Raw genomic sequence first — 12,217 nt, 5'->3', positions numbered from 1 at the left:
AAAAGTCTACCACTAGGGGTAAAGAACGAGAGAGGCGCATTAATTGTGTCACTTATAAAGTGAATAGGTAATTTACATTTCTTGCCTTAGTAAATCAATATATGCTATAATAACCCATGACCGAAAACGACCGCCTTGAACAGCTTAAATCCCTTGTCTCCAATTTTTCGGCAAATATCGCAGAGTATAAAAATGTAAAATATGACGAATCCAACACCAGAACCGACTTTATCGACAAATTTTTTACATTGCTCGATTGGGATGTGGCAAATAATCAGGCATTTGGCGAAAACTACCGTGATGTTGTTCGAGAGGACAAGGTAAAAATAGAAGGCACTCTAAAAGCCCCCGATTACAGTTTCAGAATAGGCGGAATAAGGAAATTTTTTGTTGAAGCAAAAAAACCTTCGGTAAATATCAAAGAAGCCGCCGAATTTGCTTTTCAAGTACGCCGTTATGCCTACACCGCCAAACTGCCGCTTTCAATTTTAACTAATTTTGAAGAATTTGCCATTTACGATACTCGGATAAAACCTGACAAAAACGATAAGGCAAGCGTAGCCCGTATTGATTATTTTACATTTAAGGAATATGAGCAGAAATTTGATTTTCTTTACAATACATTTTCAAAGCTTGCCATTAACAAAGGCAGTTTCGACAAATACGTCATCGACAACAAAAACAAAAAAGGCACGTCGGAAGTAGATACCGAACTGCTTGCCCTTATCGAAAGCTGGCGTATGACATTGGCAAAAAGCATTGCTAAAAACAATCCCGACCTGTCTCTTTACAACCTGAACACGGCAGTACAAAAAATCATCGACCGCATTGTATTCTTACGCATTGCCGAAGACAGAGGCATTGAAGGTGAAAATATCCTGCTGACCGTCGCTAAAACATCAAATATATACGAAAAATTAAACTTGCTTTTTACAAAAGCTAACATTAAATATAATTCCGGTCTTTTCGCTTATGAAGAATGGCTAGAAAAAGTTTTTATTGAGGATAAAGTATTATCCAATATTATTATTAATTTATATTATCCTGAATGTCCCTATGAATTTTCAGTATTGCCCATAGAAATTCTGGGAAGTATTTACGAACGTTTTCTGGGCAACACGATTCATTTTAAATCAGTTAAAGGCACTATACATACTGCGGCAGTAGAGGAAAAACCCGAAGTAAAAAAAGCGGGCGGGGTATATTACACGCCGCAGTACATAGTCGATTACATCGTTCAAAATACTGTTGGAGAGAAAATAAAGAATAAAAAGCCGGAAGAAATAGTCGCTATTAAGATTTGCGACCCTGCCTGCGGTTCAGGCTCTTTTCTGGTTGGTGCGTATCAGTATTTATTGAATTACCATCTTGATTACTACACGCAGGAGAAGAACATAAAGACTTCATTGAAAAATAAAAAAATATTCGAGGCAGGGCATAATACTTATAAACTTACCATAGACGAAAAACAGCGTATCCTGTGTAATTCAATCTTCGGCGTTGACATTGACAATCAGGCGGTTGAAGTTACCAAACTATCCTTATATCTAAAACTACTGGAAGATGAAAGCAGGGAAAGCTCAGAGCAACTTTTTAAGTATTCCGATATAACGCTTCTTCCGTATCTTGAAAACAACATCAAGTCCGGCAACAGCTTGATTGGGACAGACTATTACGATCAGCCTTCCCTTGAACTAACTGATGATGACCGTATTAAAATTAATTGTTTTGATTGGGAAGGGAAAAACGGTTTTTCGGAGATTATGAAAAACGGCGGTTTTGATGTGGTTATTGGTAATCCGCCGTATTTCAATATACAAACTTTGGGAGCTGGTTCTGAAATAGCTCGGTATATCCAAAAGAAATATGATTATATTTGGCAAGATAAAAGCGATATTCTTTTCTATTTTCTTGTTAAGGCAATGCAGTTGTCAAAAGGAAATATAGGTTTTATTTTATCTAATGCGTTCTTGTTTTCCGATAAGGCTCAGAAATTGCGAAATAAAATCATTGATGACGGCAGGCTTGCAAAAATCGTTAATTTTGAACAATTTCAAGTTTTTGAAGGAGCGAGCATAACGACGGGTGTTTTTATTTTTCAAAGTGAGCATACAGAAATTCAGGCAGCAGTGCTGAAAGATAAAACATACAGCGTTAAGGAATTGCAGGATTATATTAACAACAACGCACATTATTTCAAAGTCAAATTTGAAAAAGACGCTGTTTTTGCATTAGTGGATTCCCGTACCGCCGAATTAATAAATAAAATTGATGGCACTCATTCCCTGTTACAGGACCTCTTTCTTATTGGCAAAGGAATGGAAACTGCGGCTGATGATGTTTTTTTATTCGACAAATACCCCAAGCAATTTCCCAAAAAGTTTATCAAAAAACGAATAACCGGAAAGAATATTGACCGGTATTTTATAAGCGATGAAGGTGAATACGTTCTTTATTTTGAAGATGTCGAAAACTTCCAAGACCTGCCAGTCTCAATACAGAATCATCTGAATAATAACAGAAAAATGCTAAAAGGAAGGGCGGATAAAAGGAGACGGCCATCAGCACCGTGGTGGAATTATACCTTTGCAATGCATAAAGAGTATTATGATCTGCCAAAACTCTATTGTTCGCGGCGTTCATTTAGAAATGCTTTTTGTTATGATGAAGGTTTTAGTTGTTTGGGGTTTTCTAACATGACCGTTGTTTTTGGGACAAATGAAAAATTATCGCTGAAATATATTATGGCTTTGCTCAATTCAAAATTATTAACATACAGATACAGATCAATAGGTAAGCAGACAGGCGGCGGTAGTTTTGAATATTTTCCAAATGGCGTAGGCAAACTGCCTATTCCAACTCTCGATCTTTCTGTAAAAGCTGACAAGACCAAACACGACGCTCTCGTCTCTCTTGTAGACAAAATGCTTGATCTCAAGCAAAAAGAAGCCGCCGAGCCTAACAAACAAGTAAAAACAATTATTTCGGGAGAAATTGATGGTGTTGATAAGGCAATAGATACAGCGGTGTATCAACTGTACAATTTGACTAATGAGGAGATTAAGGTGGTGGAGGGGAAAGAGTGAGTAATAATGGTTATATTAATAATTTAAGTACTCTTGACTTTCAGTTAGAAAAACCTGATTACTCATCTGTTTATATTGTAGATAGACAAAATGAATATATTTCTAGAAACGAATCTCCTTATATTCCTTATATTATTGTAGCATTGGACAAAGCAAAAGAATTTGATGTTGATGCCGTGTATTTTCGTTTTTTTGATGACGGACGCCCACCATTGGCTCAAATATACATATATGATAATATTTTAAGAAATCGAACACAGGAAGATTATAATACGATTCACCGCGCTGTATGGAGTGGTTGTGAGATACCACTTTACATGATCGTTAATCAAAGAGAAATTAAAGTTTTTGACAGTCGCAAACCTGTTGATATTATTAAAGACAAAATTATAACAAGCCCCATAGACATTATTGATTTAGATATTCAAAATGATGCTTTGAAAAAATATCATGCTCAATTATTTAATAATGGAGCATTTTGGGAAACCGATGCCGCAAAAAATCATTTTTTACATAGTACAGGCGTTGCTGAACGGCTACTTAACAGTTTAAGAGGGGTAAGGTATGAATTTAAGCGATTGATAGGAAAAAAGCAATCAGAACTGTCTGACCGTTTATTGATAATGTGTATTTTAATCAAATATTTAGAAGAGAATGGAATAGATTCTGAAACGGGAAATAATCTTGCTCAAGATTATTTTTATAAAAAAACTGGTTTTAGATCATTAACAGAAATATTACGCAATAATAAGTTAACTGATCTTTTGAAATCATTGTCAGAACATTTCAATGGCGGAATATTTTCAATGACTGATAAAATGAATCCCTATAAAATTGTTTATGATGAAATAATAAAATTAAAACAAAATAAATTAGCAGTTTTTTTTGAAGCGGGCTCAAGTGGAAATCTTTTTGGATGGACAGAATATTCTTTTGAACATATACCCATTGAACTCATCAGCAATTTGTATGAGGAATTTTTACCTAGAGAAAAAAATCAAAAAGGAAAAGATAAGGATACTCCTAAAAATGGAGCGGTTTATACTCCTTCATTTTTAGTAAATTTATTAATTGATGAATGTTTACCGTTGAATTTTCAAGATACAAATGAAAATATAAAATTAATTGATCCTGCTTGTGGCTCAGGAATTTTTTTGGTAATTGCATTTAAACGCTTAGTTCAACGATGGAGAATAAAAAACAGACATAATGGCAAATTAGCTGACCCTAAACCTGAAATACTAAAACAAATATTAAAAAACAATATTTTTGGTATTGATACACATTTTAATTCTGTTCAGTTAACTATATTTAGCCTCCAATTAGCATTATGTTCAATGTTAAAACCAAGACAAATATGGACAAAACGAGGATTATTCAATGATTTAGAAAAAGATGGCAATATTATTGAAAAAGATTATTTTGATTATCTGTCAGAAGAACTTTTTAAGAAAGATTTTGATTTAGTCATAGGGAATCCACCATTCAAAGAATTACCGGAAAAAGATTTTGCCATTTACAAGAAAAAATTGTCAAAATTTGAGAAATGCGAAAATATTAATTTACAAATCCCTAATTATCAAGAAGCATTACTATTCTTATCAACTTCATTTCTTTTGTTGAAAAAGGAAACTGGAAAATTATGTTTAATTATGAAATCGGGACCATTTCTATACAGTGGTGATGAAGACAACAATCAAAATATAAACTTTATTTTCCGTAATGCTCTATTTAAACAATATAATGTTACACAAATTATTGATTTTACACTTTTAAAGAAACTCTTCAGATCGAATGTAGAAACTGCGGCTGTTTTTATAGATAATTCACCTGCCAATGATACTCCAATAACTCATATTGTTATTCGGGAATCAATATCCGTTGTTGAAAAAGCCTACTTTGAATTAAGTCATTATGACTTTCATGAAATCCCATCTTCGGTTGCGGCATCAACCCCTTATGCGTGGAGATGTAATTTATTAGGTGGCGCTCAAGTATATCATCTTGTCAATAGACTAAAAAAATTTCAAAAAATGAAAGACTATTTAGAAGAAAAAAGACGGGAAGGATGGGACTACGGGCAAGGCTATATTGTTGGAAATAAAAAGTATAAAGATAAAAGTAAAATTATTTCAGGAAAATTTACAATTTTAGATAGATTTTTTAAAGATAATGGCATTGAAAAAATCGAAATTCAGAATGAAACACATTTTAAGGACATTCCTGCAAATTCAGCATTAATTTTTAGCCCACCCCATTTTATGATAAAAAAGTCTATTGGCAAAAAATGTATTCCAATGGATTTACGAGATGATTATCTTACTTTCAGGAATGAAATATTAGGTATACATTGTCCGTTTAAGTGTCGTAATGAAATGCTCAATTTGGCGAAACAGCTAAAAACAAACAATAATTTTTTGCGTTTTTATATTGTTGCTACGAGTGCACGAGCAGGTATTGTTAGGTCTCTATATTCTTCAGATTTAATTGATTTGTTAAATTTGCCACTTTTTATAGATAAAACTTTCAAACCAAATATTGCAGAAAAAATTATTATTGATGATGTGTTAAATTATTACATTGAAGAATTTGGAAAGGGGAAAAATGCGAGCATTCATAAAAAGACAGCAGGAATCGAAAAACACATTAAACCTTTTTCTAAGGTATATTGCGACTCATTGAATAAAATATATGCTAAAGAAAAGAAAAAATATTATTTTACAAAACTTATAGAAGGAGATTCATTCTTTGCTTGTGAATATACATTTGGAACGGATAATAATTTTACCCATGAATTGTATAAAAAAAATATAAATGATTTATTATATTCATGGAATCCAAGTCATACTGTTAAATTTAGTAGGGTGATGAAATTTTATGGAAATAATGTCATCCGAATTGTAAAACCAAAAAAATTAATGTTTTGGTTGCAATCAATTGCATTAAGAGACTTCGATGATACTCTTGAAGATGCCATAAACAGGAAATAAAAAGATGGAAAAACCAATTGCATCACAAGGGGAACCTATTAATGAATTAGAAATATACGAAACACTTTTTGTTTTCATTGATGAATTCTTATATAACTATAAGCCTTTAACAAAAGAAACTGAAGAAGATAAAATTACGCAAAACATTGAATATTTATTAAACGAAGAAACTCATGACAATGATAATGGTTTTATTTTTCAGAATCAATATAAGGAAGGGATATATACAACAGATATTGGTGTTTATTTAAGAAGTATGCATAAAGTATTTTGTTGGATAGAAGCTAAACGATTACCAACTCCAGATAGAGGAAAGAAATGTGATGATGAACGTGAATATGTAATTGTTGACAAGATGAAAGGATTCAAAGGTAATGGCGGTATACAACGTTTCAAAGAAAACAAACACGCTAAAAACTTACATTATTCTATTATGTTTGGTTACATACAGGATAAAAATAATACAGATTATTGGTTATTGAAAATTAACACATGGATAAAAGAATTAATTAATGAAGATAATGAGTTTTGGAATAATGAAGATTGTTTAGTTAAATGCAATACTAAAAAATGTGACAGTTTTTTTTCTGTACATAAAAGAAAAGATAAAACAACTATAACTCTATATCATTATTGGATAAAAATATAAATAAACTATACTTATATTCTCAGATCTAGTAAGAGTTACTCCATAAACACTTTTTAGCACGCCCCCTTACGACGAATATCATCATTCTAATACAGGGGTTTTCAGCCCGTAACCTTTGGAGAATGAAAAGTTTTTATATCGAGTATTCACAAAATACAAATCTGCCGCCCTCATCACCAGAAAAACCAATGGCAATTCTGCCACCATTAGTGGCAGAAATAAGCTGGTCGAAAATATGTGTTATAACCGAAAAATGCAAAGACAAGAATGAGCGTGAATTTTATATAAAAATGACAAAACGCTACGGTTGGACAAAAGATGTATTGATTAACAACATCGAAAATAAAGCGTTTGAAAAATATCTTACAAATCAAACAAATTTTGATGAAACCGTGCCAGAAAAGTACAGACTTCAAGCAAAACTTGCAGTTAAAGATGAATACAACTTCGACTTCATCGAAATGGGTATCGAACACAGCGAGGCTGAACTTGAAACAGGCATTATAAACAATATTCGTTCATTCTTATCCGAAATGGGCGGAGATTTCAGTTTTATTGGCAATCAATATCATCTTGATGTCGCCGATGATGATTATTATATTGACTTACTTTTATATCACAGAAGACTGCGATGCATGATTGCGATTGACTTAAAGATAGGCGAATTTAAACCGGAATATGCAGGAAAAATGCAATTCTACCTAACTGCGCTTGATGAAACAAAAAAAATACCGGAAGAAAACCCTTCTATTGGAATTATCATTTGTAAAAGCAAAAACCGTACAAGAGTTGAATATACATTAAAAACAGCGAATAAACCTATTGGTGTTGCGACATATTCATTTTATGACAACCTACCAGAAGACATACGCTCTTTACTTCCATCGCCTGATGAAATAGCGGCAATTATTAATGTGATAGATGTAAATGACGATTAATTGAAATTTGCAACTACTTTTTATAATTGAGTAAATACAGACAAATTATACTTGACTTCCTAAAATATAGAAAAATATATTATTTAATCAGTTTGTTTTTCTTAACAAAAGATAAAAACCCTTCAATAATTTGCTTGTTTCGTTCTTCAATATCTTTTTCGGTAAAATCTGTGTTGTTTTCCGCAAGATTAATCAATTCAATGATTTGCGTTTTCTCTTTTGCTTTTCTTTTACTGACAATTTCACCTTTATAATATTTTACCTTGTCAGAAAATCTATAATCGGTCGCCCTTATATTGATACGTTTTTCAAGCAATGACTTGTTTCCAAGAACTTCAAGATTTTTTTCATCTTTTAATGTTTTTTCATTTTTCTGTCGGTTCTTTGAGAAAATATGCTCTATATCAAAAGCGGTGTCTATCTTTGGTAATGTTTGAGCAGGGGTACTAAATGCCCACCAAGTCAACATTGACTTTGTTATTGGTCTGCCATTTTTAAATTCATAGTTATTAAAAGATATTCTTATACTGTCTAAGTCAAACTTAGATTCGTCAAAATTTATTGGTTTGTCGTTAACAATATTCATCATTTCCGCATATACCGGAGTTCTTAATGCGTTTACCCCAGGATTAACAACGGCATATGTCCAAATAAAAGCGGTAATTATTGTTAAAAAATCATAAAATTGTTTGTCATTAAGTTTTCCATCTTTATCTTTATTATGCATAAAATATACAGAAACAAAATAATTCCACATTCCATTTGGAGCGTAGTTCAAAACAAAAAGCTTTTTCAAAACATCATTAGAAAATCGCTCATCGTCTTGGTCGATAACATCTTTCCAGAAATTTGCAAGTGTTTTTAGATTCTCAAATGTTTCTTCTTTTTTAAGTAAACTGTATTTATCTTTTTCATAGAATTTTCTAAGTGCTTCAGTTGTACTTGATTTAATTCCTTGTTTTGCACGGACATAATACATGTATCGGGCAAATAGTTCATCCATTGGGGTTCCGGTAATTGGGTGGAAAATTTCTATACATATTTCCTCAAGCGTTTTCCATTCATCAATAAAAATATCTTTTTTTCCTTTGTCTCCATAAAATTTATAAAATTGCGCTTTGAAAATATCAGCATCAGAAAGAGGTAAACCTCGATCATTAAGAGTTGAAAATATTTGTAATGCGGTATCTTGTTCTTCTGATTCTATAGGCAGAAAGATACAATTTTTTAGTATTCTATTTGGCAAGTACGCAAAACAACTTGGCATTTTTAGTACAAATTCATCTATTTTCTTTTTGAAAAAGCGGTAGTTATTTGCATAGTTACTTTTTTGTTCATCATATACTTCGCCTGATTTTAGTATTTTAAGGAATTCATCTTTATCATTATCTGTCGCTACTTCCGAATTTATCTTTAGAACATCCAGATTTGCTTTACCAAATGCGTCTGTTTTCCAAATACATTGTGAAATGGCTTCCCTCGTCATTCTTGTTGGTTCATCCTTCATATTTAAAAGTTTTACATAGAAAGCGCGTAGAAGCAACATCAGAGTAGTAAGCCTTTGTTGTCCGTCAATCACTTCCAACTTACCAGATTCGTTATTTTTGAAAGTTACAATAGTGCCTAAAAAATATTCGGCGTTTTCGTCATCAAATTTTTGGTAATCGTCATCAGGTATTGCAAATGCAAAAAGGTCATCCCATAAGGTTTGGCATTGTTCGTCTGTCCATGCATAAGGTCTTTGATAGTCAGGTATGAGAAAATCAGACTTTTTATCCTCGAACAGAGTCTTTATGGTCTTATGATCAACATTTAATTTAGACATGGCTAATTTTCAGACTTTTATTCTTTTTTGTCAAGCCGGCCGATAGACCCAAAATCCTCTCAATCAAAATAAACCCTATCACATTTTTGTTTCACCACCGCCCATTCAGGAAGCGGCAAGCATTCTTTTTTCTGTTGTAAAAATGTATATCTTTGGGAGTTACCAGTTCCATCTCCCATGCAAGAGCAATCATTTCTCCACGGTTGCTGACATGAAAAGCGTTATATAAACCGTTAAGTTGGTTGTAAACCGTCCTTATGGATTTATTCAATATTTCCCTGATACGGTCAGGAATACACCCGCAGCACAGCATTACAAGACATTCCTTCCGCATTTTAGTTATTTTGCTTTTGTGTCTGGCTATTCCTCGCAATGTTCAATCAGGCGATGAACCTTCGGCGAAACATACTATCCTTCATCCCGAACAATCTGCAATCCCCATTTTAATTCATCATATCCCTCCCACAAATTACGGTATTAAGCGCATTATTTTTCTCGTCCGTAACAGTAACATTTTCAAACCCTAACGCTTCAAGTCGCCTCTTTATCTCCGTATGCAGTTATGCCGCCCTAGATAGCGCCAACACCCCGCCAATTATTTTTTTATCCCCCATAACATTATTCCAATTATCAGGCGGAAAACAGCCTTGCCCGTCCTTACCATATAATTTCATCTTTTTTTCTGTAACGCACGTTTTCCTCTGAGCGGATTCGTGTTTTTCCCCCTCCGCCACAAGACGGATCGCCCTTAAAAAACGTATCCGTTCCACCAGTTTTTCCCTTTACCCGTAGGTTTTAGGCTTAACAGTCGGATGCCTGTCAAGCCAGTTTTCTTCGGCGGTTTTCCGTTCCACGTCCGTTGCGTCAAGATCTATACTGGTAATCTTTTTCCCGATAACGCAACGCCTTGTTCAATTTATATAAAGGTATTCCCTCATTCGCCACCAGCGGTATATGGTCTGCACCGACACCTGCAACGCCGCCGCCACTTCGCTCACTTTCCAATAAGTTTCCATATGTCCTCCTATATACATAAAAAATACAGTCTGCAGGTTCATAAATAAAGCTGGAATTCAGGCAGAATTCTTAAACCGTATTTTCATAACCCGTTATACCTCACCCACATACAAAAAAACAAGTCTAGCCGATTTAGAATTAAATAGGGCTTTTGCAAAATTTTCGTAAAATATGTTATAATATTACTTGTGGAGGATAATAATATGTTAGAAATTACAAAACCAGCAGAATATTTATTGGAAAAAATAGATGTTCCAAAAAAAATATATGCTTACGTAAGAAATAAAATATTTTTAAACAAATTAATTGAGTCGCAAAAATATTATTACAAAAAGCATTCGTTTGAAAACAAGTGGGTATCGACAAATCATGGTTTTTCTATTTTATTAAATTTACCAAGTATTTATGATGAAGACAAAGGACAGCTTCCTAAAATATATGTTAAATCAAATTCTAAAACAATTGATTACATTAAGTTATTAATAAAAGTTTATACGAAAAATGACGTAAAACAGGACGTTATTGAATTATATGATATTGGCAATAAACCAGTTTCTAAAAAATTAATTGAAGTACCATATCGTCAAATAAATTTTGAAAATGAAACTAATAGTTTCCCATATAATTATATAGAAATATATATGATTAATGATAAAAAGACATTTATCAATTATTTTTATCCTACAAATTTTGATTTGCTAAATTATAGGTACATCTATTTTAATGGATCCTATTGGAACAGTATGTTAATTGAACGTGAAATGGAAGAAATTTTTTGTAAAAATCCGAAATGTATTATTGATAGGAAGATATTTGAAATCCTTTGTAAAAAAGAATATAATTCATTCTTATATAAATTCATAAGTTTTTTATATTGGATAAAAGTAGTAACAAAAAGTACTGTCACATAACCGGTTAATAATTGCTTCTCCGCTTTACTGCAACTCTGATTATATCGGAACATGATGTGCAATATTTTCTTTATTTCTAAGATTGATATCATTGTCCGAAAGCCCCTTTTCTTGCCATGTGGTATTAGACCGCTTGCACAATCAGTCATTAGCCATGAAGGGGGGAACCAAACGGCGGCGGATTTTGAAAGTTGCGGGACAAAACCAGAGCCACTCGACTTGTAATCGTGTAAGAAGCCCGCCGCAGATTTGCGAAAAACGCTAAATTTATTCGGTGGGCGCGGCTATGAATTTTATTGTCCGTGTCAAGTTTCTTTCCCTGTCCGTCATCCCAATAGGTTTCCATGCTTAAACCTTCACAGAGTTAAAACCAAAAGTAATTGGGATAAACGTGCAACTTTTAGTTTTTGAAAAAAACGGTTTTGGGCAAAAAAATGCCCCCGCCATCATCGGCAGGGGCATAAAATGAATAATTTTAAATCTATGAAGCCTGTTTACTCAATTCGGCTTTTTCATCATTCGGCATTTTAACAAGCGTAAAAGGCGGTATTTTTTTACCCGATGTTTCAGGTTTTTTTAACAACGCTTTTTGTATCTCTGTTACTTCGCCAAAATCCATAGGGTCAAAATGAGTATAACGGTCGGTCATTTTTTCCGTCTTATGCCCTATAACCGCCTGTACTTTTTTGACAGACAAGCCGCCTTTTAACATTTCCGTATTGCAGAAATGCCGCCACGCATGGACATTAAGCCCCCTCTCGTTTATTTCCTTTTCGCTTATGCCGATATTCTGCAAAGCCT

Annotated in this window: 11 protein-coding genes and 1 pseudogene; 6 read left to right on the top strand and 6 right to left on the bottom strand. The window is 33.2% G+C overall.

Annotated elements, in window-relative coordinates; all coding sequences use genetic code 11:
* Positions 1-116: 116 nt before the first annotated feature.
* The 5 genes and pseudogenes from ACYVRH_RS12025 (at position 117) to ACYVRH_RS12005 (ending at position 7,663) form a co-directional block, all read left to right on the top strand.
* Entirely contained in the window at positions 117-3,086 is a 2,970-nt protein-coding gene (locus tag ACYVRH_RS12025; RefSeq protein WP_461257148.1) for an Eco57I restriction-modification methylase domain-containing protein, read from the top strand.
* Positions 3,083-6,076, top strand: coding sequence for an N-6 DNA methylase (locus tag ACYVRH_RS12020; RefSeq protein ID WP_461257147.1), 2,994 nt, complete (start codon positions 3,083-3,085; stop codon positions 6,074-6,076). Before ACYVRH_RS12025 ends, ACYVRH_RS12020 begins: the two co-directional genes overlap by 4 nt.
* A 4-nt stretch (positions 6,077-6,080) precedes the next feature.
* Positions 6,081-6,725, top strand: coding sequence for a hypothetical protein (locus ACYVRH_RS12015; protein WP_461250763.1), 645 nt, complete (start codon positions 6,081-6,083; stop codon positions 6,723-6,725).
* 65 nt (positions 6,726-6,790) lie between these two features.
* Positions 6,791-7,072 (top strand): annotated as a pseudogene (locus ACYVRH_RS12010) (DUF1016 N-terminal domain-containing protein); the annotation flags it as partial.
* 45 nt (positions 7,073-7,117) lie between these two features.
* Entirely contained in the window at positions 7,118-7,663 is a 546-nt protein-coding gene (locus ACYVRH_RS12005) for a PDDEXK nuclease domain-containing protein (protein ID WP_461250860.1), read from the top strand.
* A 79-nt stretch (positions 7,664-7,742) separates the two neighbouring features.
* Here ACYVRH_RS12005 and ACYVRH_RS12000 read toward each other — a convergent pair whose 3' ends face one another.
* The 4 genes from ACYVRH_RS12000 to ACYVRH_RS11985 all read right to left on the bottom strand — a co-directional run bounded on the left by ACYVRH_RS12000 (position 7,743) and on the right by ACYVRH_RS11985 (position 10,504).
* A complete protein-coding gene (locus tag ACYVRH_RS12000; protein ID WP_461250762.1) occupies positions 7,743-9,488 on the bottom strand; it encodes a DUF262 domain-containing protein in 1,746 nt (581 codons plus the stop codon).
* Positions 9,489-9,579: 91 nt separating this feature from the next.
* Positions 9,580-9,822 (bottom strand): helix-turn-helix transcriptional regulator, encoded by a 243-nt coding sequence (locus ACYVRH_RS11995; RefSeq protein WP_461250761.1) that lies wholly within the window; start codon positions 9,820-9,822, stop codon positions 9,580-9,582.
* 226 nt (positions 9,823-10,048) lie between these two features.
* The gene (locus ACYVRH_RS11990) at positions 10,049-10,258 is read right to left on the bottom strand and encodes a hypothetical protein (RefSeq protein WP_461250760.1); all 210 of its coding nucleotides are present in this window, start codon (positions 10,256-10,258) and stop codon (positions 10,049-10,051) included.
* A 141-nt stretch (positions 10,259-10,399) separates the two neighbouring features.
* Entirely contained in the window at positions 10,400-10,504 is a 105-nt protein-coding gene (locus ACYVRH_RS11985; RefSeq protein WP_461250759.1) for a helix-turn-helix domain-containing protein, read from the bottom strand.
* Between the two features lie 204 nt (positions 10,505-10,708).
* On the opposite strand from ACYVRH_RS11985, the gene ACYVRH_RS11980 reads away from it, so the two are divergent.
* The gene (locus ACYVRH_RS11980; protein ID WP_461250758.1) at positions 10,709-11,416 is read left to right on the top strand and encodes a hypothetical protein; all 708 of its coding nucleotides are present in this window, start codon (positions 10,709-10,711) and stop codon (positions 11,414-11,416) included.
* Positions 11,417-11,564: 148 nt separating this feature from the next.
* Here the strand turns inward: ACYVRH_RS11980 and ACYVRH_RS11975 are convergent, their stop codons facing one another.
* Complete coding sequence (locus tag ACYVRH_RS11975) at positions 11,565-11,762, bottom strand: hypothetical protein (protein ID WP_461250757.1); 198 nt, start codon at positions 11,760-11,762, stop codon at positions 11,565-11,567.
* 135 nt (positions 11,763-11,897) lie between these two features.
* The coding region (locus ACYVRH_RS11970; protein ID WP_461257146.1) for a tyrosine-type recombinase/integrase at positions 11,898-12,217 on the bottom strand (320 nt) is incomplete at its 5' end.

The sequence above is a fragment of the Treponema sp. R80B11-R83G3 genome (genome assembly GCF_054786115.1).
This window is presented reverse-complemented; position numbering and strand designations above follow the sequence as displayed.

What these genes read in the sequence shown, in the direction of transcription:
- ACYVRH_RS12025 (WP_461257148.1), top strand. Translation starts at nt 117, where the DNA reads ATGACCGAAAACGACCGCCTTGAACAGCTTAAATCCCTTGTCTCCAAT.
- ACYVRH_RS12015 (WP_461250763.1), top strand. Translation starts at nt 6,081, where the DNA reads ATGGAAAAACCAATTGCATCACAAGGGGAACCTATTAATGAATTAGAA.
- ACYVRH_RS12000 (WP_461250762.1), bottom strand. Translation starts at nt 9,488, where the DNA reads ATGTCTAAATTAAATGTTGATCATAAGACCATAAAGACTCTGTTCGAG.
- ACYVRH_RS11995 (WP_461250761.1), bottom strand. Translation starts at nt 9,822, where the DNA reads ATGCGGAAGGAATGTCTTGTAATGCTGTGCTGCGGGTGTATTCCTGAC.
- ACYVRH_RS11985 (WP_461250759.1), bottom strand. Translation starts at nt 10,504, where the DNA reads ATGGAAACTTATTGGAAAGTGAGCGAAGTGGCGGCGGCGTTGCAGGTG.
- ACYVRH_RS11980 (WP_461250758.1), top strand. Translation starts at nt 10,709, where the DNA reads ATGTTAGAAATTACAAAACCAGCAGAATATTTATTGGAAAAAATAGAT.
- ACYVRH_RS11975 (WP_461250757.1), bottom strand. Translation starts at nt 11,762, where the DNA reads ATGGAAACCTATTGGGATGACGGACAGGGAAAGAAACTTGACACGGAC.